Raw genomic sequence first — 24,489 nt, 5'->3', positions numbered from 1 at the left:
GCGTAAAGGCTGCAACACGGCTTTAGCCACTAACAGCATTGAAATCGGAGTGCATAGACATGCTGCTATGCACTCCGTCTTTACAATGTTATCTCAGCTTACTGTCCCTGGTGTCTGGACACCGTCGTGACAGTTCGCTTAAGCACGATAACGTTTAGAAGTCATACTGGAAGGTAGCCTGAAACGCCCGGCCATTGATAGGTCTTGCGTAGAAGAAGCCACCAACACCGTCATCGCCTTCGACAAAGCCGGCACGCGGGTTACCTTCGGTAAGGCCAATCGCATTGTTGAGATTCGTGCCTTTGACCTGAACCGTGATCGCGTCATTAACCTGGTAACGCCAGCCAAGATCCAGCGTGTGGTAGGCATCCAGCTCGACGGTGTTACCCAAATCAGCAAAACGCTTGCTCAGGTAGTGGGCTGTCAGGAAGAAATCGCCTACAGGACTGTGGAACGTATTGATCAGGCGTACCTGCGTATCCGGCGTGCGTTGAACCATGTTGCCATTAAACGCTTCGTTGACGTCTCCGGCAGGAATTCCCAGAACTTCCGAATCCTGAAACACACCAGAGAAGGCAATCGTGAATGCGTCAGCGACATTCCATTCACCTTCGAACTCAACACCGGTGGTGTCGGTTTCGATGGTGATTTGCTCGGTTAAACCAGTCGCCTGGTTGCGGGCGCCGAAGCCCAGGTTCTCGAATACGGTATTAAACAGCACCAGTGAGAGTGAGATGTTTTCACCGAAGTAACGCGTACCGAACTCCGAGAACGTCAGATCAGCAACAGGCTCTGCCAATCCACCGTAACTACCAACACCCGTTGTCTGATAGGAGTTAGCCCAACGTCCGTAGACTGCGAACCGGTCGGTGATCTTGTAATTGGCGCCAGCAGTAAATGACCATTCCTTGTACTCGCGCGAACGATGCGAGTAAGAACCGTCAAACCAGTTAGCCGTGTCATTTACCCAAACATTGTCGTTACCACCTTCCAATGTCTGTCGTGCGGTATTGCCGGTTGAAGCGTTGAATTCAGCCACTTCGTAGCGTGTTCCAGCATCAATTCGAAGTTTGTCGTTAACCTGAAACTCGTCATTGATGTACAGCGACGTTGACTTGACGTCACCGGTGGAATCGTCCAGCCAAATGCCGTAGCTGTAGACACCATTGTCGGTGTACGTTCCAACTTCTTCGCCAGCCGCATCAAGAATAACAATATCCAGCAGGTCGGCATTGTGCTTAACGTCCGACAGGATGAAAGAGCTCTTCGTGTTGTAGCCATTCAGAACTTTGTCAGCAAACAAGACACCGAACGCAAGACTGTTGTTGTCGGTTTCGTGGTTCAGGCGGATGTTGCCCATGAACTCTTCGGTTCTTCTGTCGCGGTCGATGGCAATACCGAGCGTTGTAAGGCCGTTGCCGTTCAGGTTGGCGACATCTGATACCAAGGCGCCGGAATCAGCGTAACGGTAAGCTGCACTGGCGCCGCCGAACGCGGTTACCGCGGCCTGGACATCAGCGTCCTGCAGGCGTTCAGCACCGTCCTGAAGACCCCAAGGGAAAATACCGTTGGCGTTCAGGCTCCAGGTTGTCTGCCGTGCAGCAATGTCAAGGGACCAGTTCGAGTCAATTTCCTTGCGGAAGTTGACGCCAAAGCTGTTCAGCTTCGTGTGGTAGCCATCTTCCATATTGGTCTGGCCAACGCCTTCTGGGGTGCGATGGGTGATTCGCGAGGTGCCGATACCCAGCAAAGTGCCAGTTGAAGCGTCAATCCCCGGAATGCTTGATGGATCGCTGTCCGGGTTATTGACAGGAATTGGCAGATAGAAGGTGTTGTGATCGTTGATGTTCTTAATCGTGAACGTCAATTCGCCGTCGTCCAGTTTGCGGGTCAGGCTCGCACGCAACTGGCCGCCACGGTCAGCAGTGAAACCGACGTCGCGGATACCGTCGCTGGTGCGGTAGTAGCCACCGATTCCGAGTAACCATTTGCCTTCATCATCGACCGGCGCACCGTAGAACAGGTCTGTGCGTCGCGTTCCGTAGTCAGAGACGGTGAATCGCAGACTGCCTTCCGGATCTTCGGTGCCTTTGCGAGTAATGAAGTTGACGATTGAGCCGGGGCCGTTCGTCGTCAGAATACCGGCTGTACCGCCGCGAATGGCTTCCATTCGGGAGATCGTAATGTCCTGCCGTTGCTGAGTATCGACGTGGTCATTGTCATAGCTGACTGGCAAGCCGTCTTCCTGAATACTGATAAAGCGGAATGCCGCGCCACCGCCAAGGCCTCGCGGTGCAACGTTGTTACTTATCTCGCCGCCGGAATCCTCGACCCAAAGGCCTGGCACGACTTCGAGAATGTCCGCGGTACTGAAAGCATCTTCACGTGCCAGAGCTTCAGCGTCCATAGTAGTAATCGCAACGGACGATTCCAGCTTTGTTCTGGTTGACGAACTGGTGCCCGTCACTACGATTTCTTCCAAAGAATTAGCGCCGTCTTTGGTCTCTTGCGCGACCGCGCCCCCACAGGATAGCGCCACGGCAAATGCCACAGCACACGTCCGACCCAACGAGCTTTGCTTTACAAACATTCTAGTTGTCTCCCCTACCATTACTTCCCGCTTGCCGTTCAGATTGAACAGCTGGAAGCACCCGGTACGACCCGAAAAATTGGAATGAAGGCGGAGAGTAACAGAACAATCGTGCCGCATCTAGACAAAATAGAACGTTTTTTCTGTTTTGGGGCGGCGCTGCGTGTGCATTGCCTGCGACCGCAAAGCATCACGTTGCAACTGGGTAACCTTAAACCACAGCTCAAAGACAGGCCGCCGGTCGCATGGCGTAAGGCCGTGGGTATGCGCATTTGAGACTCTAAGAGCGCCTGTTCTGCACCGATTGCTGAGGCAACAGAGTGAAGTGCCAGCGGCTCACATCCTGTCTGGCCACTGTCGGGAGACCCTTCGATCCAGCCGGCGGCCCACTGGCTGGTGTTTAGCCCATATTGGCCGAAACAAGGTAAAGTAAGCTACTCTGGAAAATATATTCCATTGGTAGACCATAATAATAATCGACCTTTCGGGGGACAACCGATGACAGGACCGCGATACCAGAGCTTTGAAACCCTTCGCGATGCAATCTCAGCAGAACACGCTTCGCTCAGCAGCCGACTCCATCAGATCGCCACGTTTGCGCTTGAACACCCGACCGACATGGCACTGGAAACAATTGCCGTCATTTCCAAGCGAGCGAATGTACAACCGTCGGCGTTGATTCGCTTTGCCAAAAAGTTTGGCTACTCCGGCTTCAGCGAGATGCAGAAGACTTTTCAGACCCGGGTCGTAGAACGCTCCGCAAGCTACCGCGAACGCATCCGCTCAATAGAGGCCACTGACGGCGCCGAAGTATTCTCCGGACAGGACGTCACCCACTCCTTGCTGATGCAATATTGCCGATCCAGCATTGCATCGCTCAACGAATTGATGGAAGGCCGTCTGTCGGAGGAACTCAAGATCGCCACCAATTTGCTGGAACAGGCCGACAACGTGTACATCATTGCGCAGCGACGCTCTTTTCCGATCGCCGCCTATCTTGGTTACGCCTTGAATCGCGCTGATTGCAAAGCGCATTTGCTGGACGGCGTCGGCGGCATGATGTTTGAGTATGCACAGGCCATGCGCCCAAACGACGTACTGATTGCAATCACGTTTCCACCGTACTCAACGGATACCGCGAAAATTGTTGCAATGGCGTCGAAACGCGACATACCCGTTATCGTCATGACTGATAGCTTGCTGAGCCCGGTCTCAAGTGCTGCCCGCGCCTTTATCGAGGTTCATGATGCAGCCGTTCATTCGTTTCATTCATTGACAGCATCAATGTGCATTGCGCAAACACTCGTCACTGCGCTGGCTTTTCGGGGCAAGAAGAAAGAAGACGCCGAAGCGACTGAGCCCGAGAACACCTAGCGAGCTTTCTTTATGAGTTAACGATCCACTCGTGTTGGGGGTCGTTATTGAACACCCAGTTGCGCTCAGGGCCCGCCATCACATTCAGATAGTACAAGTCATAACCGTGTGGCGCGCCTACCGGATGATAGCCCTCGGGAACCATCACTACGCTGTGATTTTCGACGGTCATCGTTTCATCAATACTCCGGTCGTCGGTGTAAACCCGCTGAAAAGCGAAGCCTTGTGGCGGATTAACTCTGTGGAAGTAAATTTCTTCCAACTGTGTTTCTTGATGCTCGATCGCCCGGTCATGCTTGTGCGGCGGGTAACTGGACCAGTTGCCACCTGGCGTAATGACCTCACAAACCAGGAGCTTTTCCGCGGCAAAGTTATCGAAAAGAATGTTGCAAACGATGCGCTGATTGGTGCCCTCGCCGCGTACTTCGTAGCGACAATCCCCGGGCGTGATCAACCGCGCAGGATATTCGCCACTTGCCGGCGCCTTGCACACAGCAAGCTCCAGGTCAGTCGTGGCCACAACACGAAAGTGGTCATTCGGCGGCACATAAACACTGAACGGCGGCTTGCGTTCGAACAAGCTCTCGCGCTCACCGAGAGCGGTCCAGGCCTGTTCATTTGTGGCAATGTCGGCTTTGCCAGTCACGATTACCAGACACACTTCGTCTGACTGGGAGTCCTGCTCCAGCGCCTGCCCGGCCTTCAGTTGATAGACCTCAAAGCCGACGTATTGCCAGCCCGCTGATTGCGGCGTGATCTTCTGAATAAGACCCTGTTCGTCAGGTGCGTGTGGACGAGATAATAATCGTGACATTGGAAACCTCAGGTATGGATGTATGGATCAACTCAGACCGCAACCGCACGCCCGGTCTTGCTGGATTCAATAACGCCCTCGGCCAGCTCCAGCGCGCGGACGCCATCTTTTTCGTTTGCGAGCAACTCGCTGCGTCCCAGAATGCAATCCACGAAGCTCTCAAGCTCAATACGATACGCATCAGCATAGCGCTCGAGAAAAAACGCCAGCGGCTTGCTGCCGGAAGAACCCTGGCTGTTCGTCAATACGAGGTTGTTCTCGTTCATGTTTCTGGCTTGTAGCATTCCCAACGAACCGAATGCTTCGATCCGCTGGTCATAGCCGTACACAGCTCGGCGGCTATTGTTGATTTGGCACAGCTTGCCACTTTCTGTCTTCATGGTCACAAGGGCCGTATCGACATCGCCTGCGGCAGCGATCGCGGGATCGACCAGACAACTGGAAGTAGCAAAAACCTCGACGGGTTCCTCACCCATGATCCAGCGCGCCATATCCAGATCATGAATCATCATGTCGCGAAACATGCCGCCGGAACTGCCAATATAGCCAGCGGGAGGTGGTGAAGGATCCCGACTGGTAATCGCGAGTATTTCAAGATCACCTATCTGCCCGCTGGTGACAGCCGCCTTCAGCGCCGAGAACTGCGGATCAAAACGGCGATTGAAGCCCAACGCGCAGATCGCTTTATGCTCTCGAACGACAGCAGCGCACTCTTTGGCGCGCTCGAGCCCCAAGTCGATGGGCTTCTCGCAAAAAATCGCTTTGCCGGCCTTCGCGGCCCGTTCGATCAGGTCCGCGTGAGTATCCGTCGAACTTGCGATAACCACGGCCCGCACCTCAGGATCATTGAGCGCGGTTTCTGTGTCCACGACTCGTGCGCCACAGTCGGCGGCCAACGCTTCCGCCGCCGGCCGGTTAGTATCCACGACATAACGCAGACGCGTTCTGGGGTTTTGATGCAGACAGCGCGCGTGAATATTGCCAATGCGACCGGCGCCAAAAATGCACAATTCAATGACTTCCACAGATTCCAAGTCCTAACCCCTCAGTTCGATTCAAGCAATTTGAAATTTAAATGCTAACAAGTTTGTATCGATAGAATATGTATTCTATTCTAGGCCGCCTGACGAATAAACGAATTTCTTGAAAATTCTGGAATCACCGCCTGGTTTTCAAAGCACAACCGCCAGTCTTAGCAGAGTATTTTTATGGTAACGCAGAAAGCAATTGACGTTATTTGCCTCGGTCGAGCCGCCGTGGATTTGTACGGCCAGCAAGTGGGCTCCCGCCTGGAAGACGTCAGTAGCTTCGCGAAATACCTGGGAGGATCCTCGGGCAATATCGCCTTTGGCGCAGCTCGACTTGGTCTGAAGTCTGCCATGCTGACTCGCGTGGGCGACGAACATATGGGCCGTTTCGTCCGCGAAGAACTGGCGCGAGGCGGTGTCGATGTGAGCCACGTTGCGACGGACCCACAGCGTTTGACCGGGCTCGCGATCCTTGGCATCAAGGATCGCGATACCTTTCCACTGGTTTTCTACCGCGACAACTGCGCCGACATGGCGATCGCGGAAACCGATTTCTCGCCGGAGTTTATTGGCGCCAGCAAGTCGCTGCTGATCACGGGCACTCACTTTTCCACGCCCGAGACATTTGCGACCAGCAGCAAAGCCATTGAATACGCCAAAGCGGCAGGTACCAAAGTCATCGTGGACATCGATTACCGTCCGGTACTGTGGGGTCTGACCGGACGAGGCGACGGCGAAACCCGTTTCGTTTCCTCGGACAACGTTTCGCAACACCTCCAGTCAGTACTACCGCATTGTGATCTGCTGGTGGGTACCGAAGAAGAAATTCACATTGCCGGTGGCACCGATGACACTATCGAAGCCCTCAAGACGATTCGCTCACTGACGGACGCGCTCATTGTGCTCAAACTGGGCAAACTGGGCTGCACCTTGCTGGACGGCGAAATTCCGTCACAGATGGACAAGCTGTCGGTCTTTTCCGGTGTGGAAGTCGAAGTACTCAATGTCCTTGGTGCCGGCGATGCGTTCATGGCAGGCTTTCTGCGAGGGTGGTTGCGCGACGAGCCGCCGGCAACCTGCCAGGCCTATGCAAACGCCTGCGGTGCATTGGTAGTATCCCGTCACGGCTGTGCGCCCGCGATTCCCTCCGCCGAAGAACTCGATTATTACCTTGCGCATGCAAGCGAGATTACACACCCGGACAAAGACGCGGAACTCAATTACCTGCACCGTGTAACCAATCGTGCACCAAAAGAAATCAATGAAATCTGTGCACTGGCGTTCGACCATCGGGCACAGCTGCACAGCATGGCAAGAACAGCCGGAGCAGATGCGCAGCGTATTCCTGTCCTGAAAAGCTTGCTGGTTCGGGCCGTGGAAAAAGCGTGTCAACAAGCCGACCTCAACGGTTCTGTCGGCATTATCTGCGACGACACCTATGGCCAGGACGCATTGAATGAAGCAACCGGCCGCGGCTGGTGGATTGCCCGCCCGGTGGAAGTGCCCGGGTCGCACCCGCTCGAACTGGAGGGCGGTCGCTCGATCGGCGACCGGCTGAAGACCTGGCCACTCGAGCATGTCGTGAAGTGCCTGGTGTACTACAACCTGGACGATGAGCCTGCGCTGCGGCAGCAACAGGAACGGCAGATCAAGGAACTCTACAGCGCCTGCTGCACTTCCGGTCATACACTATTGCTGGAAATCATACCTGCCGCCGGTGCTGGCGCCGATGATGCGATCTTGGCCAGCATTCTCACCCGCATGTACAACCTGGATATTCGCCCGGACTGGTGGAAATTGCCCTGCATGAGCCGCGCAGCCTGGCAGAATGTCAGCGACGTCATCAAGAAGCGTGCTCCGCATTGCCGCGGCGTAGTACTGCTTGGCCTGGATGCTCCGGTAAGAGAACTGCAGGCAGGTTTTAATGCCAGTGCCGGTTTTGATATTTGCAAAGGCTTTACGGTTGGCCGCTCACTATTCTCAGAACCCAGCCGGCAGTGGTTTTCCGGCACAATAGACAATGAAGAATTCGTGAACGTTGTCGCCGCAAATTATCTCAATCTGGTCGGCTATTGGCGCAACCGTACAGTCAGCTAAGGTAGTTCTGATGGCGAAAACAATTCGACTTACTATGGCGCAGGCCCTCATTCGGTACCTGTGTGCCCAGAAGACCGAAGTGGACGGCAATATCGAACCGCTGTTTGCGGGCGTCTTCGCCATATTCGGCCACGGCAACGTTGCCGGTATGGGAGAAGCACTGCATCAGGTCAGAGACTCCCTGCCAACTTACCGCGGACACAACGAGCAAGGCATGGCGCACGCGGCCATCGCGTATGCCAAGGCCAGGAACCGGCGCCGCATGATGGCGTGCACAACCTCCATCGGACCCGGTGCCGCCAACATGGTTACTGCGGCGGCACTCGCGCACGTCAACCGGCTGCCGGTCCTGCTCCTGCCCGGCGATGTCTTCGCTTCGCGCACACCCGACCCTGTATTGCAGCAAATTGAGTGGGCAGGCGATCCTGGTATGAACACCAACGACTGCTTCCGACCGGTGAGCCGCTACTTCGATCGAATCGCCCGTCCGGAACAGATCATAACGAGCCTGCCCGCTGCTATCCGCGCACTGACGGACGCAGAAGACTGCGGCCCGGCAACGCTGGCACTGTGCCAGGACGTCCAGGCAGAAGCGTTCGATTACCCTGCCAGCTTCTTTGAAGAAACGGTTCATCACCTGCGTCGCCAACCCGCGGATGCCCGCGAGCTGGCCGAGGCAATTGCCACATTGAAGTCCGCGCGCAACCCCCTGTTGATTGCCGGCGGCGGTGTGCATTATTCGGAGGCCACCGACGCATTGCGGAGCTTTGCGGAAACGCACGGAGTACCCGTGGCGGAGACGCAGGCAGGTAAAGGGGCACTGGCCTGGGATCACCCACAATACGTCGGCGCCATTGGCGTAACGGGTACCACCGCGGCCAACGAGCTGGCCGAGAACGCGGATGTCATTCTCGCGGTCGGCACCCGGCTGCAGGATTTCACAACGGCGTCCCGAACCCTGTTCCGCAACCCGGCAACCCGGCTCATTCAGCTTAATGTTGCCAAACATGATGCGAACAAACACAACGCTCTGCCGCTGGTGACTGATGCGCGGCAAGGCTTGCACGCACTGAGCGAGGGTTTGCCCGGCTGGCGCGCAGAACAGGCGTGGCAGCAACGAGCGAGCAACGGCATCGCCGGCTGGAACCACTACTACGACCAGGTAACCGCAGCCACCGGCATAGAAACAAGGACCAGACTGCCATCCGATGCACAGGTGCTGGGCGCGGTGAAACGCGCGTCCGATGCGGACGATATTGTGGTCTGTGCCGCCGGTGGTTTGCCTGGCGAGTTGCACAAGTTGTGGCGCACGGATCGCAGCAAGGGCTACCACGTTGAATACGGCTATTCGTGCATGGGTTACGAGATTGCCGGCGGACTGGGCGTAAGAATGGCGGAGCCGGATCGCGATGTGATCGTCCTGGTTGGCGATGGCTCGTACATGATGTTGAACTCGGAGCTGGCGACCAGCGTCATGCTCGGGCAAAAACTCATCGTCGTGGTGTTGGACAACCGCGGCTTCGGCTGTATCAACCGGCTGCAAAACGCCACTGGCAACACCTCGTTCAACAACCTGCTTGACGACTGCCTTTCTGCAGACGCGGGAGCCCCGACGATTGACTTTGCCGGGCACGCCGCAGCGATGGGTGCGTTATCTGAAAAAGTCGAGAGTATCGCTGAACTGGAAGCGGCTATCGACCGGGCAAAGAACGCCGATCGTACGTACCTGATTGCACTGGACACCGACCCGTTCACGACTACCGACGGCGGACAGTGGTGGGATGTCGCCGTGCCGGAAGTATCGACAGCACAGTCGGTCAACACGGCACGGGCTGACTACGAAGCCGGCAAACAAAAACAACCTTATTGATGGCGCACAGATGACCGTACGAATTGGCATTAACCCCCTCACCTGGACCAACGACGACCTCCCATCATTGGGTGCGGATACGTCGCTCGACACCTGCCTCCGCGAAGGCAAGCTGGCCGGCTATGCCGGGTTCGAGCTCGGCAACAAGTTTCCCCGCCAGGCGGAAGTGCTTGGGCCGATACTGGACGGCCACGGACTGCGTCTTGTATCCGGCTGGTACAGCCTGCGGTTGATGACGCGTTCCGTTCTGGAAGAAATCGCCGCCTGCAGCGAGCACCTCAACTTGCTCAAATCACTGGGCGCCACGGTAATGGTCTGCTGCGAAGTGACCGGCTGCGTGCACGGCGATCGCAGCGCCTCTCTCTCCGACCGCCCTCAGCTGCGCGACGAACAATGGGTCATGTTCGGCAGGAAGCTCACAGAATTCGGCGACTACTGCCTGTCGCAAGGTGTGCAACTGGCCTATCACCATCACATGGGCACCGTCGTGGAGAACGAACGGGATATCGATGCACTGATGTCGCATGCCGGACCCAGTGTCGGCCTGCTGCTGGATGCCGGGCACCTGACTTTCGCCGGCGTCGATCCGGTCGTGATACAAGAACGTTACGCTGACCGAATCAATCACGTGCACTGCAAAGATGTGCGCATGAGCGTGTGCCGTGATGCCCGGAACCGCAATCTCAGCTTTCTGGACGCCGTACTGAATGGCGTCTTCACCGTACCGGGTGATGGCGATGTCGATTTTGCTACGCTGTTCGACGGCTTGAAGAAGTCTGGCTACGCAGGCTGGCTGGTGGTCGAGGCCGAGCAGGACCCGGCCGTTGCTGATCCAATGACCTACGCCACTATGGGTGCCAGAAACCTGAGAAAACTCTGTGAACTGAAGCAGATTGCTGTCACTGACTAAGTACCGCCAGCATACAGCTACACGAACATCGCACCCAAAGCATGGCTCTGCACATTGTCACGCCGTTTGTGTCAACGGGACAATATGACACGCTGGCCATTGACCGGGTCAATCTCGAAGACCGCGGCCTCAAGCGCATCCACTACAAAGATTCGACCGGTAACCGGATCCACCGAAATTCTGCGAAGCTGCGCTATTTCGTTCGCTGGCCCTCCGGACGTGCCGCCTGATAACAGCGTCCGCACGCCGGAGGTCAAGTCAACTGCCATCACCACCTCTCCACCTGAGGACCCCAGGCTACCGCCTACAAGCGCGCGATTGCCGGCAGTGTCAATAGCAATCGCACTTGATAGCTCGAGAAGATTGTCATTGTCCGGAATTCCGGCCCCTGACAAGACCGTGTGTGAACCGGAGTCGAGATCAATTACCTCGACGGAACCGCCCCTGAAAGGGGCAAGCAGCAATCGGTTATTGGCCTGGTCAACAACCATCCCATTAACGGCTGATAACCCATCCAGCGAGCCTGCGAAGACACTCCGTTCCCCCGTCTCAAGATCGACCGCAATTAGCCGCAGATCGGGCGATACGTCGAGTACCAACGCTCTGTTGTTTGTACTGTCGACTGATACGAATAAAGGACGCTCGAACGGATTGCTGGCGTTTGGAGTTGAACTGTCAGAAAAAACTGTGCGAATGCCCGAATCCAAATCGACTGCCAAGAGTCTATCGCGAAAATTATCCAGTACCAGTAGACGATTATTGGCGTCATCCGAAGCGAAGCTCAGCACATCTACGAATGGAATCTCGGCATTCGGTACCGTGCTGTCCGACAGAATACTTGCGACGCCATCAACCGGGTCTACCGCGAGCAAAGCCCTTTCTTCGAAGTCAAAGACGTGCAAGCGGTTGCGACCACTGTCGAATGCGATCAGAGTGGGAACCGCAAATGACGAGTCTGCGGACGGTGTGCTGTTACTTGCAAGACGGCTACGCACCCCCGTCGTCAGATCGATTTCCTGTATCTCGGCATTACCATCTCTTAATTCCTTTGCGCCAACGACGATTACCCGGTTCTTGATTGGGTCGAGCGACATGCCATCGATACTGTCCAGGAAAACATTGGTGTTAGCACCGTTGTTATCAGAAAACACAGTCCGCACTCCCGACGTCAAGTCAACAGCCAGCACCATCCCCCTGGACGATCTTGAAATGTCACTGACCAACGCACGATCCCGGCCGATGTCCAGCTCGACAGATACAGGACTAACAAAAGCATTGTCGCTATCCGGAAAGTCATTGGCGGACAACACCGTTCGATTCCCGTCTGCCAGGTCCACGGCCAGCAAAGTGTCGGTGCTTACATCTAACACCAACGCACGATCTCGAATGCTGTCCACTACGATACTGGCCGGATTGACAAAGACATTCCTGGGATTGGGGGTCGTGCCATCGGACAGTATCGTCCGTACGCCGGTCGACAGGTCAACGGCTACGACAGCGCCAAGACTTACATCGGCCACCAGCGCTCGGTTGCGAGCAAGATCCAGTGCAAGGCCTCTGGGCGAGACCAGATTATTCTCGTCATTCGGAATTCCTGCGGCGGACAGTATTGTGGGAATACCCGTGGTTCGATCAACAGTCACCAGCCTTCGCCGATTGCCATCAACCGCGATGATCCGATCATTGGCCGGATCAAGTTCGATACCTGTCAGCGCGCCGTAGCGAAGGTCCCCGTCGAGTGAGCTGTTGTCGGACAGAACAGTTCGGGTGCCGCTTGTCAGGTCCAACTCGACAATCGAAGAAAGGAAAGATTCGGTCGTGGATGAGTCCACTACATAGACTCGATCCGTGTCGGAGTCCACCGCCACATCCAGAAGTTGGCGAATGTAAGGCTCACTTCTGGTGTTTGCCACAGCGGCCGAGTCCGTGTTTGCTTCTGCATCTTCAGCTTCGACTTGCAATGTGTTCGCGCCGGGGACCAATGGCACAGTCGCTGACCACGTCGCAAAGCCATCATCGCTATCAGCCGAAACACCGTTCACGCTGACACGACTGATCTCACTGAGATCGTCCGTTGCCGTGCCACGTACGATGATTGAATCCCCATCCGTTCGAAATCGTTGCGGTGGAAACGCTACAGAAAACTGTGGCGGTGTTGTGTCAGCCAGCGTTGTCACACTGAACGTCGCTGCCACGCCGCCAATCAACAGCGTTGCATCGACCGTTGTCGTCAAAGCGCTTGATGATGTCAGCCGAACGCGAATCTCCTGGCCGTTATCAATAGTGCCCGCACTGCTCGTGTAAGCAGCGCCGTCGATCGAGTATTCGCCGCCGTTAATACTTACCGAGGCGGCCGCGTTGATGCCGGTGATCGCAACCGGCTCCGACTCGATCTCGGCATTCTGATCAACGTCGGACTGATTGGTGAACGCGTAGGCATCCGGCGTCGTATCTGTCGCCGGTGGTGGTGGCGGTGGCGGAGGAGGAGCCTGCGTATCACCCCCTCCGCCACCACCACCACCGCATGCGGCAAGTAACAGGGCACAGGCCATTGCCAGAACGAACGACGATGTCGTGCCAGTTCGCAGACGGCAGGAACGCGGGGCATTGCAATCAGGTTTCACGGCTGAGTCCTCTAATCGGGTATTCGCTGGTAGTACAAACACGAATTGGCCTGAAAGTGGCTCACCGTTTGAGAAATTCATCAGCTGGGCGTGCCGGTCGGCAGCACTCACTGTTTCGGCAGGGCTTTTGCCTTATTGATCAGAGAGCTTCGTTGCGCGCAGAACGGCACAGCCAGCACGCGAATGCCGCCAGCCGACATCTTGCCGGCGTTGGGTCAGGGATTCTGCCGCAGGTGGTCGGCCTGCTCCGGCCTGTCCCACGCGGCATACAATCTGTCGGCGGCTGCCAGTGCATCCCGGGTGGCTTCGTGCTCCCTGCCCCATTGAGCCTCAATGGTTCGAAGACCACTCAGTATCAGTTCTTCCGCCGATTCGTAGTCCTTCGTTTCAAGGAGGCAAAGACCTAACTGCCACCGAACTACACCAAGGTGCCAGTGACTGGCCAGCCGTTCCTGAAACAGCTGCTCGGCCCGCTGCAAAACCGGTTGCGCGCGATCGCACCGGTCACTGCGCAGATACGTCTCACCAAGTCTTGCCATGGCGAAACCGAGGTTTGGGCTTTGCGGGGTAAACAACTCAACCAGCCGCCCTGCCTCGGCAAAGCTGCTCGCGGCCAGGTCAAAGTCGCCCTGATCCATCGCTACTTTACCCAGCGCATTCACAACAAACATGTTGTACGAATTATCCGGCCCCACAAGGCTCTCATTCTTTGCGTACGCCTGGTTCAGAATTGCCACTGCCTCATCAAATCGATTCAACTTGTGCAACGACTCCGCCAGTGCAAGGTAGATATCCGTACGTTGTGGCAGGTCCATCAAGCCCAGACTTTCGTAGGTTCCCATGGCTTCGGACAACAACTGTTGCGCGGCTGCATATTGCTGCTGATGATTCAGCAAAGTAGCCAAACCGATTTTTACCTCGGCCGCTTGCTCGCTGTCGCCACCCAGTTCGCTCTCGAAAATCGCCAGCGCCTCACGGTAACCCGAGTTCGCCAGCTCGAAGTCCCCTTGCAGGTGGCGGATTCGGGCCAGACGAAAGTGCGCCGTGCCCTGCCCCGATCGGCTGTCAAGCTGCTCCTGGAGCGCCAGACCTTGCAAAGCGTGTTCCAGCGCAATGTCGTACTCGCCATCCTGCTCTTCTGCCTGAGCCAGAAAGAGCAGCGCATCGACATATTCCTGGCTATTGGAACCCGCCAGTTGCTCCCGCAAGCGCACTTCCTCCGACAGTGCTTCCCGCCATTCGCGGGAAAGACCGAGCGAGCCGTATACGCCGGCAATCGTACCTAACAAATCGGCCTGCACTTCCGGTTGGTCGCCGAGCTCTTCACCTATTCGCTGCTTGCCGGCAAGCAGTATTTCGCGAGCCGTGAGCTCGGCGGCGTCCCGACCGGGCCCGGCAGCGTCGAAGATACTGATCAGGAAGTCTTTGGTGCGTTCCGCGCGGGTCAGCGCGAGGGCAATTTGTTGCGACTGCCGATCGGATTGAATAGCGGACGTTACTGCGAGGCCTGCAATGGTCGCGATACTGATTGCAGCGAAGAGTCCGAACGCAACCGCAACCCGATGTCGACCCACAAACTTGCGCATGCGATACCACGCCGATGGTGGTCGAGCGGTCACCGGCAAGCCGTCCAGATGATTCTCGATGTCATTGGCAAAGCTTTGCACCGACTCGTAGCGCAGTGCACTTTCTTTTGCCAGTGCCTTTGAAACGATTGCATCGATGTCACTGCTTGCCAGCGGGTTCAGCTGACTGACAGCGTTTGGCGAAAACTCCCGGGCATGCGTTTGCATTTCAACGAGACCGAGTCCGTCATAGCTGAGCGGTGCTTTGCCGGTCAACAAGAGATAGAGCAACGCACCAAGTGAATAGACGTCTGTGGTGACATCAACAACTGCCCCGCTCAACATCTCCGGACTTGCGAACGCCGGTGTTACCGGTCGCAGCGCATGGCGCGTCAGTTGTGGCTCGTCGTCATTCGGTTCGAGTGTCTTGGCGATACCAAAGTCGAGTAGCTTCACGTGCCCGGACGACTCGACCAGCACGTTGCCGGGCTTCAAGTCCCTGTGGATGACCAGGTTACGGTGCGCGAATTGTACCGCTCGGGCAACGTGCAGCATCAACAACAAACGGTCACGAATGCCCAGCTTCTGTTCGTTGCAAAAACGATCAATAGGTACGCCGTCGATAAAATCCATGACGAAGTACGGGGTGCCGTCTTCCGTAACGCCGCCGTCCAGCAACCGGGCAATATTGTCGTGTACCAGTCGAGCGAGAATCTGGCGCTCCGTAAGAAAACGCGCACGCGAGCGCTCATCGCTCAGACCAATGGGCAGAACTTTAAGAGCGGCACGTTTTTCAAACTGACCATCGGCTCTGTCGGCGAGGTACACAGCCCCCATGCCGCCGCGTCCGATCAGTTTCAGCAAACGCCACTGTCCAACCTGCTTATTTGCCGGCAGAGGGCTGTCAACAGCCTCTTGTGATGGCAAACCTACCTCGGCGGAAAAACGCTCGAAATAAACCCCGGATTTATCGGCCGCGGCAAGCAACGATTCAACATCGGCACGAAGCACTTGATCATTACCACAGACATCATCAAGAAACTGTGCGCGGGCCGGTTCATCCAGCTCCAGCGCGTGGTCGAAGAGTTCCCTTGTGCGTTCGGATAGCGGCATGCGACACCCATTAAATGCAGGCTGAGACTTCAGGTATCGGGATCGATCTGCAGTTCCCTGTAAATCCAGGCGCTGAGGAATACCCAATCCCGTTTCACTGTCGCGGCCGACACACCAACAACGGCTGCGGTTTCATCGATGGTCATGTTGCCGAATACGCGGCATTCAAATATCTGGCAGTGACGGGGGTTGTCCCGCTGCAGGTCGTCAAGCAGATTATTGATGTGCAGCAAATCGTCCAGCGTGTGTTCACTGTGCAACATTGCTTCGGAGAACGTCACCTTGATCGGGTCTGCGCCGCGCTTTGCCGCTTTAAACTGCCGGGCGTAATTGACCAGGATCTGGCGCATCGCACGGGATGCGGTGGCAAAAAAATGGCTGCGGTCGTTAAAACCGCTCAGCTCGGTCTTCGCCAGCTTGACATAGGCTTCGTTGATCAGCGCGGTAGTGTTCAGCGTGTCATTGCCCGTCCACCGTCGACGATGCGAACTCGCCAGTGATTTCAATTCGCCGTATATGCACTCGTAGAACTCATGCTTGGCATCAGGATCACCTGTCGATGCAGCCTCTAGCAGACGGTCAATATTGGTGTCGTTTTTCACATCCGCGCTCAGACTGTCCTGAAGACCTAGTAGTCGTTGCAGTATAGCAATATTGCCCGGACGCAGATGTGATTCACACCATTCACAAAGTGATTTCAGAAGTGACAGTGAGCCGACAAGCGCGATCGACCAGCCGGAATACCAACCATCGTTCGAGGCCGTTCAGGGGTTACTATTTTGCACCCGACGTTCGTGCGAGAGTGAAAACGGAGAGCCAGAGACACTTGCGCGAGTCACGTGCAGATGCTCAGTCAGTTCGCCGGTTACAAATTCGAACGCTCTAAGGTTTGCAGTTTCGGCCGGGGTCGAAAAACCATGCCGACGCAACTGCTGTTAGATCACGAAACCAATCGCGGCCTACGTCTGGTTAGCGTTCGCCGCCTTCCCTACTCTATTATGTCCGGGTCCCTTCGTGATCTTTCCCGGAAATACGGCATGAGCAACCTGGTATCCAGCGCGAAAGCGTTCGCATTCGCTGCGCACAATGCGATTGAGCAACGTCGCAAATACACGGGCGGACCGTACACCGTGCACCTTGAAAGCGTCGCGATGTTGGTTGCGAGTGTGGTGGATGACGAGGCCATGATAGCCGCAGCGTATTTGCACGACACAGTTGAAGACACTGCAGTCACGCTCGCCGACATAGAGAACAGCTTTGGCAGCGATGTCGCCTACCTTGTGCGATACCTGAGCGATGTATCAAGGCCCGAAGACGGAAACCGGGCACAGCGCAAACGAATCGACCGTGAGCATATTGCCCGCGGTGACGCGCGCGTACATACCATCAAACTGGCGGACCTGATTGACAACTCCGCGTCAATTCAGGCGCACGACCCAAGGTTCGCCAGGGTCTATATGCAGGAAAAGCGATTGTTGCTGGATGAACTTGGCGACGGGCACCCCGAGCTGCTGTGTCGCGCGAAGGCAATTGTCGAAGAGTGGCTGTCGGAGAATGCCGGGCAGTGATTGATTCACCGCCGCAATCCAAATATCACCCCACGTCGCTGCGGGAGTCGCTTCCCGTTTTTCCATTTGCAATCGAGCGCAGTCCTTGCCAGACATGAACGACTTGTGGCGAGGCGCGAGTCTGTGGCCGGGGATGCCATCGCCGACCTGTCTCGACTTGCGAACTACGCTGCAGTCAAGATCGAAAACGATCACGGCGACATCGCCAATCTGAATAGGATGGCGTCGTCGGCCCGTGACGAATTGTTTGATCTGAACTCAAGACGTTCGGCTGCACTGACCGACGTATGCCACACACCGTCTGCAGAAACGGTACAAACTGCCTACCGGCTATTGGTCGCCCAGCGCAACATCGATTCGAACCAATGATCGCGCCTGATGTGGCGCCTGGACAGTGTGCGAACGGAGCGACAGAAATCGCTCGTACTGGCGCAGTCCTAATATCAGAAGCTGCAGAAGTATGAGAAAAACACGGAAAGCTAAGCCAGCATCTCGGGACAGACGCAAGCGTCGACGCGCCTAAAGAATATCGAGATCGTCAGCAAGAATGACAGCACCGCTGTAGCTTACTTTCACTTCATCAACGATCAGGCTTTCCGCTTCACCGTAGTAAAGGCCGTGGTACAACACCAGCAGCTCCGGTTTGGCGTTGCTGGCCAGTTGTCCCAGATATGATGCTGGCGTGTGTGACCGCTTGTGGTACGCCTGGAACCCGGCGCTGTTGCTGGCGAGGCCCGTATCGCTGATCACTTCATGAATCAACACATCCACGCCCGCCGCCATTTTTTGTAGCTCAGGACTCACCGCCGTGTCGCCGGAGATGACTATGCTGCGGTCCGCCGTAGTGATCTTGTAGCCGAAGGCCGGCCTCACATCACCGTGGTTCACGGCGAAGGCTTCGATCTTGATGCCGTCCTTCTCCAACACCACGCCGCTTTCGATCTCGGTAACATTTACACGGCGGCCATCGGCGTTCTGTATCGGTTGCGTTCCCGACATCCGGATACGCGTATCCGGCGCCATCATCTTATGCATGCCTTCGACCATCTCGGCAATACCACTCGGCCCATAAACGGCCAGGCCGCTCGGGCGACGCCACCACATCGTATAGGCCGCTTCAACGAGATCCAGCGTGTGATCGCTGTGCATGTGCGTAACAAATACGTGCCCAATCTGGGTTGGATAGAGCGACGGAATGTCGTACTTGTAGCGGGCAATGGTCGCGTTGTGAACGGATCCCGCACCGACATCGAACAGATACGACTCACCGCGATGAATCACCGCAATACTGGCACCGGCACGGTGCGGATCGGGTATCGGCGTTCCCGTGCCGAGAATAACTATCCTGGTCGGCGCATCCAGCTCCGCCTGAGTGGGACCCTGGCGCAGCTCTACTACGGCGCTTTGAGTTTGAACGGCGAAGTCCGGTGCGAGTGCATGACCGCAGGCATTCAGCCCCAGCACAAACGAAAAAAGCAGCAGTCCGCAAAGAAAGCGAACCCGAAATACGGTTGGCGTAATGGTCATAGCATCCTTTTGCTGAGCGCTGTACCGCGCAAACCGTATGCCGATAAGAGCCGCACAACATGATTTAGCTAAGGATTATAGACGCAATAGAGGCGACACAAAGCGATTCACACCGCTGACAGCAAGCGGGCCATATGGCCCGCCTGTTTGCGTACCGGCCCACCGCAGTTTTCCTCTGCCAGCTTCGACCAGCCCTCGTCCAAGCGGAACCCTGTCTACCGGTCACACTATCGACAGGTCAACTGCAACGAGCCTGGTTAGATGAATGGGCGGTAAGCGCTCATTCAGTCAGGATCCATGCCCTTCAGGAACTTGAACAGCTCGCTGTCTGTAGACAGAACCAGTGTCGTGCCGTCGGCAATGATGAACTTGTACGATTCCATCGTGCGCGTGAATTCGTAGAACGCAACCGACTCCGCGTTCTGATTGTAAGCGCTCGCATAAATCTCAGTAGCTTTGGCGTCCGCCAGCCCACGAATCTCCTCGACTTCCCGGTACGCCTCGGACTGGATCTTGTTGAGGTCACGAATACGATTGCCCCGAATACGAGCCGCTTCACCATTGCCTTCTGACAGGAACCGTTCGGCAATCTGTCGTCGCTCACTGATCATGCGGTCATAAATCTTCGGCCTCACGCTCTCGTTATAGTTGATGCGTTTGAAGCGTATATCGAGCAACTCTATGCCGAATACCTGAACCTTTTCGGCGGCTGCCGCAAAAATTTCTTCTTCGACTAGCTGGCGACCTTTTTGAATCGGAACCAACGCGCCCATATTGAGCTCGCGCTCAGCGGTAGTTAACAACGTGTCACGCAAGGGCTCACGGTCCTTCGTGGTACGGATAATCTCAATCAGCTCGTGCTTCGCAACAGCGTTGCGCGTCTCACTGCCCAGAATATCGTCAAGCCGCGACTGGGCACTTTGCTCATCACGCAGTCTTAGAAAATATTGCAGCGGATCGGTGATTTTCCAACGGGCAAACAGATCAACAGAAATGTAGAGCTTGTCTTTGGTCGGCATGTCCGACGGACTGCCATCCCACTCGAGCACGCGCTTATCGATCGTGTTTATTTGCTGTATGACCGGAATCTTCAGCTTCAGGCCTGCCGTCGTAACTGGCTCGCCGACAGGTTTGCCAAACTGCGTAACTATAATTTGCTCGACTTCGCTGACCGTGTAGGCAGAGTTCATCATCACCAGGAAGGCAGCTGCCGCCAGTACCATCAATGCGGTTAGTTTATTCATGGCCGTTCCACAGTTTCGTTATTGAGATTTAGCAGAGGCAGAATGCTCTGTGCCTTGTCATCAACGATGACCTTCGAGCGAATGGCGGGTAGCACTTCCTGCAACGTTTCGACGTAGATGCGACGACGGGTTACTTCCGGCGCTTTGCTGTACTCCTCCAGCAAGGCGCTGAATCGGGCAACATCACCTTCTGCTTCATTAATGCGTTTGAGTCGATAGCCGTCCGCCTCGCGAATGCGCTGGTCCTTCTCGCCTTCGGCAAGAGGAATGACCTTGTTGTAGTCACGACGCGCCTCGTTGATAAGCTTTTCTTTCTCTTGCTGAGCCTGGTTAACCTCGTTGAACGACTCCTGCACCGGACCCGGCGGATTAATATTCTTTAGCTGCACCTGATCGATACTGATTCCCATCGTGTACTTGGTTGTCAGCTCCTGCATCTTGACCAGCGCCTCTGATTCAATCTCCTGACGCCCGATCGTGATCACCTCATCAACGGTGCGATCACCGACAACTTCCCGCATCACGGATTCGGACACGTAACGAAGCGTCGCGCTCGGTTCACGCACTTCAAACAAGAACTTTACCGGGTCCGAGACCCGGTACTGTACAACCCACTCCACCAGAGCGGCATTGAGGTCGCCGGTCACCATCTCCGTCTCGCGCTTGCCATCTACAGGGCTCTGGTGCGGATCCGTAGCGCCGGGTGTCGTAAAACCGAACTCCTGTTTCAACTGCCGTTTCACCGGCACGATCGTTGCCGTATCGATGCCAAGCGGAAGTTTAAAGTGCAATCCGGGCTGCACATTCTTCGCGTACTTGCCGAAGCGCTGAACAACTGCGACGGAATCACTGGGAACCGTGTAATACGAGGTCCACGCGCCGAACAGTAGTGCGGCGGCGACGATAAACAGTATGGCAGTGCCTGGGCCGCCAGCCGGCAATACTTCTTTAAGTCGTTCCTGTCCCTGACCGATTATCCGTTCAAGATCGGCGGCTGGATCATTACCGCGGCGGAATGGTCCGCTGCCGTTACCTGTCTGTGGTGACATACCTTGTTGTCCTCGTGGTTGTACTCGGCCTCGCTTTCGTCCAGGCCGTGTTGTCAGTCATACCTTCGTTTTCGGCACGTTCGATCGCGTACCGGTCAGCACGTTCGCGACGTGATATCGAACCCGACCGACAAGAACTGCCGGCCGCCGATCGTTGGCGAATGCTCATTTGGGAGTCCAGAAAGCCGCTAGCGGAAACAAAAAACGAACCAGTGATCGTTTTCTGCAGGCAACACCGATTGGCATCAGACCACTGTTAGCTACGACGCCATTAGGCAGGTAGTAAAACTGGCCACCTCAACGGTCTACGCCCGCGGTGTCTCTAGAATCAGAGATGTATCGTTTAGTGAGCTGGACGTGAAGCCCTGCTGATTCGTCAACCATAGTCAGTGGGTTTAGCTGACTAGTCAAGCCTTACCGGACCTTAGATCGCTAAACGCGTTGACCTGGCGACTGCAAAAGACCACCAATATTTCCATTGCGGTGATAAAGCAGGAAGACGTACGCAGCCATTACGCTCATTACGACCATCTCACCTCCGTCTTCCAGGGCTCCGAGCAAGAAACTGACTTTCCAGCCCTGATCGATCGCAACGTGCAGCATGTCTATGAAAATACCAAAGAAGGCCAATGCAACGAGTAGCAGGAAAAGACACCTGGAGACAAACTTGAATCCAATGGATCCACGCACATAGAAAACCGCGAGCGGTGCCAGAAGCAATGTTGCCGCGATTGCCGTCACGACCAACTCACCGAAATCTCTCGCCCTCAGGCCGAAAGCTGGCGAGAAGTTCAGGCTCGTAGCGACGTGGAGACCGAACGACTCATGAATGCTCAGCGCGTCATCGAGGAGGAGATACAGGAACAGAACAGCCCACACGCTATAACCGATCACTTTGACTTTTGCGGAAACCAGAAGAAGCAATACCACTATCGAAAAAATCTTTAGGTACTGGTATCGCTCGGGATAGCCACCGTCTTCTTCCAATGAGAAAAGCGGGTTGTTGAGCACGCCGAACAGCGGCAGGAAATGCAGGACAAAGAACACCAAATCAATAGTAAGCAAAATCAACATCAAAGCAGTTGCCAGCGTTCTGCTGGAATCGTTACGCCACGAATTGATCAGCCTGATTACTCTTGTCATCAGTAAACTTCGCCAGTTAACATCAAGCAATAGGTATTGTTGCACAGGTGGGCTGCTGATAAGTGCCTTTTCAAGCGTAGTTTCGAGCCGCGAATTTCCGCTGAGACTACACGCTGCCAGACGGCCAACGTCATTCATCATTTCGGACCCATTGGAACGCAAGCCGTTACAGCGAACTGATTGGATACCAGCGATCCGGGCCCAACGTTTCTCCCATTCTCTGAGATTCATACAGTTGCTCGCGGCAGTAGTTTCCCGCCATCTAAGAATGCATACAGCCTGTATTGGACGAGTACGCGGCCCAATTCGCCATTTGTGAGAACCATGCCGGAGAATGTTGCCATGGTGCCGGAAATTGGTGTGAACCAGCACTGTTTCCTGGCTATTTTCAGGGTGGATACGAGTTTGCTCACTGTATCCATTTTCCAGATCGTTGGCACATTGACGCGCTCTCTCAAGCACGTAAGAGTGTGATGCAATTCACACTTCATATTGTGACTAATTAATTTCAAGATGAACGAAGAACGTCGGTATTCTTTGCATGTCGACCTTCAAGCTGATGGTCTTACTTTGATACGTTATTACAATTCAGTGTCTTACGGTTTTGGACCGAAAATTGCTTGTTGTTTCGCATTGAAAGCGCATACAAAAATTCGAGGAACGTTCATGCATGCGAATCTGCCCAGACTGTTACATTCGTCTTTCCTGCCAAGACTGTGCGGAATTGGCTTTACGCTTTTCGCGAGCTTTGCATATTCCGACATTGTCTATGATGACGGGCTTACTCACGACGTGAGTACCGTGACGTTCGACAACATCATCCTGAGGAACGGCTCGGACCTGTCTCTGACCCAGGGTGCATATGTTCAATCAACGAATATGAACCCGGCGATACAACGGCATTATTTGGGAGGCGCAAGCACAGTAAGATTAACCGGCAATGCGACCGTCAACGGTGGGATCAACTACTGGACCTGGGCCGATCGCGACGATGCCGTTATCGCCCACGATAATGCGCTTGTCATCGGACAAGCAGGAGGCGGCGCTGCGTTGAGTGGTGGCATGCGCCGTGTGGAGGTCAATGACGACGCCCGGTTGATCGGCGGGTACGGCGAAACCCGGGGCGGTATGGGTGTAGAACGCCGAGCGTCCGGCGGCATAGAGATCACCGTGAACGGCGGACAGGTCGTTGGCGGCGATGGCGGCCAGATTGGCGGCGCGGGAATTGGCAACAGCAGCGCAGACGAGGTATTCGGTCTCGACATTAATGGTGGACTGATACGCGGAGGAAATGGGGGGGAGCTGGGTGGCAACGGTCTCGGGGGCACTGGGTACGAGAGCCTTGCTGGCACTATTTCTGGGGGGCAGATTAGGGGCGGAGACGGCGGCCAGTCCGGCGGGCATGGCATCTACAATAGCGCCATCGGCATAGGTTTCGAGATATCCGGCGGCCAGTTCTCAGGCGGCAATGGAGGCAATCTAGGCGGCAACGCACTGAACGTGCGCTCTGAAAGTGGTTCGATCTCAATTTCAGGAGGCTCGTTTGATGCGGGTATCGGCGGAAATGATGACGGCTGGCTCTTGTGGGCTCTGGGCGGCGGAGTCGCCATCGAAATATCCGGGGGACAGTTCGGCTACGAAAACATGGGGAACGGTTTCGGCATCTTCGGCAACACCATAGTTTCGGTATTCGGCTGGGACCTGAAACTTGAGGACGACTGGCTCACGGGCTTTTTGTCAGACGGGTCCTGGATCGATGTTTCGGTATCGCTGTTCTCGGCCGACTACTATCCGCGAACAGCCGGCATTCTCAACATTTACAACGATGACAGCAAGTCGGTTCCCGAACCCGGCACGCTCGCACTATTGAGCCTGGGATTGATGGGAATAGGATTATCCCGGCGCAGGTCACGGAAGAGATTGCCTAACTGATGAGGCGGAATTTTGCCCGCTAATTCAGATTGCAAATTTTC

18 protein-coding genes are annotated in these 24,489 nt (G+C 55.5%); 8 read left to right on the top strand and 10 right to left on the bottom strand.

The genetic code is table 11. The features are described 5' to 3' along the window. Positions 1–154 precede the first annotated feature (154 nt). Positions 155–2,590 (bottom strand): TonB-dependent siderophore receptor, encoded by a 2,436-nt coding sequence (locus AC0L8N_RS12785; RefSeq protein WP_473668067.1) that lies wholly within the window; start codon positions 2,588–2,590, stop codon positions 155–157. Between the two features lie 498 nt (positions 2,591–3,088). On the opposite strand from AC0L8N_RS12785, the gene AC0L8N_RS12780 reads away from it, so the two are divergent. Further along, positions 3,089–3,964, top strand: a complete 876-nt coding sequence (locus tag AC0L8N_RS12780) for a MurR/RpiR family transcriptional regulator (protein WP_473668066.1) — start codon at positions 3,089–3,091, stop codon at positions 3,962–3,964. A 10-nt stretch (positions 3,965–3,974) separates the two neighbouring features. Here AC0L8N_RS12780 and iolB read toward each other — a convergent pair whose 3' ends face one another. Together iolB and iolG are read right to left on the bottom strand one after the other, a co-directional pair. Then, positions 3,975–4,778 (bottom strand): 5-deoxy-glucuronate isomerase, encoded by an 804-nt coding sequence (gene iolB, locus AC0L8N_RS12775; protein ID WP_473668065.1) that lies wholly within the window; start codon positions 4,776–4,778, stop codon positions 3,975–3,977. A 32-nt stretch (positions 4,779–4,810) separates the two neighbouring features. Continuing rightward, positions 4,811–5,812, bottom strand: a complete 1,002-nt coding sequence (gene iolG / locus AC0L8N_RS12770; protein ID WP_473668064.1) for an inositol 2-dehydrogenase — start codon at positions 5,810–5,812, stop codon at positions 4,811–4,813. Between the two features lie 174 nt (positions 5,813–5,986). Between iolG and AC0L8N_RS12765 the strand changes: the two genes are divergently transcribed. Genes AC0L8N_RS12765 through iolE form a run of 3 tightly spaced genes read left to right on the top strand, consistent with a single transcriptional unit; the run spans position 5,987 to position 10,683 of the window. Further along, entirely contained in the window at positions 5,987–7,903 is a 1,917-nt protein-coding gene (locus tag AC0L8N_RS12765) for a bifunctional 5-dehydro-2-deoxygluconokinase/5-dehydro-2-deoxyphosphogluconate aldolase (RefSeq protein ID WP_473668063.1), read from the top strand. Positions 7,904–7,913: 10 nt separating this feature from the next. Continuing rightward, the gene (iolD, locus tag AC0L8N_RS12760; RefSeq protein WP_473668062.1) at positions 7,914–9,773 is read left to right on the top strand and encodes a 3D-(3,5/4)-trihydroxycyclohexane-1,2-dione acylhydrolase (decyclizing); all 1,860 of its coding nucleotides are present in this window, start codon (positions 7,914–7,916) and stop codon (positions 9,771–9,773) included. A gap of 10 nt (positions 9,774–9,783) precedes the next feature. Continuing rightward, a complete protein-coding gene (gene iolE, locus AC0L8N_RS12755; RefSeq protein ID WP_473668061.1) occupies positions 9,784–10,683 on the top strand; it encodes a myo-inosose-2 dehydratase in 900 nt (299 codons plus the stop codon). A gap of 71 nt (positions 10,684–10,754) precedes the next feature. Here the strand turns inward: iolE and AC0L8N_RS12750 are convergent, their stop codons facing one another. The 3 genes from AC0L8N_RS12750 to AC0L8N_RS12740 form a co-directional block, all read right to left on the bottom strand. Then, a complete protein-coding gene (locus tag AC0L8N_RS12750; protein ID WP_473668060.1) occupies positions 10,755–13,307 on the bottom strand; it encodes a hypothetical protein in 2,553 nt (850 codons plus the stop codon). Positions 13,308–13,522: 215 nt separating this feature from the next. After that, positions 13,523–15,985: a protein kinase domain-containing protein gene (locus AC0L8N_RS12745; protein ID WP_473668059.1), complete on the bottom strand. Its 2,463-nt coding sequence runs from the start codon at positions 15,983–15,985 to the stop codon at positions 13,523–13,525. A 29-nt stretch (positions 15,986–16,014) separates the two neighbouring features. Next, positions 16,015–16,587 (bottom strand): ECF-type sigma factor, encoded by a 573-nt coding sequence (locus AC0L8N_RS12740; protein ID WP_473668058.1) that lies wholly within the window; start codon positions 16,585–16,587, stop codon positions 16,015–16,017. 435 nt (positions 16,588–17,022) lie between these two features. On the opposite strand from AC0L8N_RS12740, the gene AC0L8N_RS12735 reads away from it, so the two are divergent. Beyond that, positions 17,023–17,553, top strand: coding sequence for an HD domain-containing protein (locus tag AC0L8N_RS12735; protein ID WP_473668057.1), 531 nt, complete (start codon positions 17,023–17,025; stop codon positions 17,551–17,553). Between the two features lie 105 nt (positions 17,554–17,658). After that, entirely contained in the window at positions 17,659–17,922 is a 264-nt protein-coding gene (locus tag AC0L8N_RS12730) for a hypothetical protein (RefSeq protein WP_473668056.1), read from the top strand. 150 nt (positions 17,923–18,072) lie between these two features. On the opposite strand, the gene AC0L8N_RS12725 is transcribed toward AC0L8N_RS12730, so the two are convergent. From AC0L8N_RS12725 to AC0L8N_RS12710, 4 genes are all read right to left on the bottom strand, one after another. After that, positions 18,073–19,080: an MBL fold metallo-hydrolase gene (locus AC0L8N_RS12725; RefSeq protein ID WP_473668055.1), complete on the bottom strand. Its 1,008-nt coding sequence runs from the start codon at positions 19,078–19,080 to the stop codon at positions 18,073–18,075. A gap of 284 nt (positions 19,081–19,364) precedes the next feature. After that, a complete protein-coding gene (hflC, locus tag AC0L8N_RS12720; RefSeq protein ID WP_473668054.1) occupies positions 19,365–20,324 on the bottom strand; it encodes a protease modulator HflC in 960 nt (319 codons plus the stop codon). After that, a complete protein-coding gene (hflK, locus tag AC0L8N_RS12715; RefSeq protein WP_473668053.1) occupies positions 20,321–21,373 on the bottom strand; it encodes an FtsH protease activity modulator HflK in 1,053 nt (350 codons plus the stop codon). Before hflK ends, hflC begins: the two co-directional genes overlap by 4 nt. A 432-nt stretch (positions 21,374–21,805) precedes the next feature. Then, a complete protein-coding gene (locus AC0L8N_RS12710; RefSeq protein WP_473668052.1) occupies positions 21,806–22,657 on the bottom strand; it encodes a hypothetical protein in 852 nt (283 codons plus the stop codon). 183 nt (positions 22,658–22,840) lie between these two features. Here AC0L8N_RS12710 and AC0L8N_RS12705 point away from each other — a divergent pair, with 183 nt between their 5' ends. Beyond that, entirely contained in the window at positions 22,841–22,990 is a 150-nt protein-coding gene (locus tag AC0L8N_RS12705; RefSeq protein WP_473668051.1) for a hypothetical protein, read from the top strand. Positions 22,991–23,182: 192 nt separating this feature from the next. Next, on the top strand, positions 23,183–24,448 hold the full coding sequence (locus AC0L8N_RS12700; RefSeq protein ID WP_473668050.1) for a PEP-CTERM sorting domain-containing protein: 1,266 nt from the start codon (positions 23,183–23,185) through the stop codon (positions 24,446–24,448). The last annotated feature ends 41 nt before the right edge of the window (positions 24,449–24,489 follow it).

It is taken from the genome of Woeseia sp. D3-10, assembly GCF_055809415.1.
The sequence above is the reverse complement of the archived record's forward strand: the minus strand, read 5'-3'. Positions and strand labels throughout refer to the sequence as shown.

Bases quoted from the DNA above. Each gene is read 5' to 3' on its own strand.
- AC0L8N_RS12700 (WP_473668050.1), top strand. From the start codon at position 23,183: ATGCATGCGAATCTGCCCAGACTGTTACATTCGTCTTTCCTGCCAAGA.
- AC0L8N_RS12710 (WP_473668052.1), bottom strand. From the start codon at position 22,657: ATGATGAATGACGTTGGCCGTCTGGCAGCGTGTAGTCTCAGCGGAAAT.
- AC0L8N_RS12745 (WP_473668059.1), bottom strand. From the start codon at position 15,985: ATGCCGCTATCCGAACGCACAAGGGAACTCTTCGACCACGCGCTGGAG.
- AC0L8N_RS12785 (WP_473668067.1), bottom strand. From the start codon at position 2,590: ATGTTTGTAAAGCAAAGCTCGTTGGGTCGGACGTGTGCTGTGGCATTT.
- iolE (WP_473668061.1), top strand. From the start codon at position 9,784: ATGACCGTACGAATTGGCATTAACCCCCTCACCTGGACCAACGACGAC.
- AC0L8N_RS12765 (WP_473668063.1), top strand. From the start codon at position 5,987: ATGGTAACGCAGAAAGCAATTGACGTTATTTGCCTCGGTCGAGCCGCC.
- hflC (WP_473668054.1), bottom strand. From the start codon at position 20,324: ATGAATAAACTAACCGCATTGATGGTACTGGCGGCAGCTGCCTTCCTG.
- AC0L8N_RS12705 (WP_473668051.1), top strand. From the start codon at position 22,841: ATGCCGGAGAATGTTGCCATGGTGCCGGAAATTGGTGTGAACCAGCAC.
- AC0L8N_RS12735 (WP_473668057.1), top strand. From the start codon at position 17,023: ATGAGCAACCTGGTATCCAGCGCGAAAGCGTTCGCATTCGCTGCGCAC.
- iolD (WP_473668062.1), top strand. From the start codon at position 7,914: ATGGCGAAAACAATTCGACTTACTATGGCGCAGGCCCTCATTCGGTAC.
- AC0L8N_RS12725 (WP_473668055.1), bottom strand. From the start codon at position 19,080: ATGACCATTACGCCAACCGTATTTCGGGTTCGCTTTCTTTGCGGACTG.
- AC0L8N_RS12780 (WP_473668066.1), top strand. From the start codon at position 3,089: ATGACAGGACCGCGATACCAGAGCTTTGAAACCCTTCGCGATGCAATC.
- hflK (WP_473668053.1), bottom strand. From the start codon at position 21,373: ATGTCACCACAGACAGGTAACGGCAGCGGACCATTCCGCCGCGGTAAT.
- iolB (WP_473668065.1), bottom strand. From the start codon at position 4,778: ATGTCACGATTATTATCTCGTCCACACGCACCTGACGAACAGGGTCTT.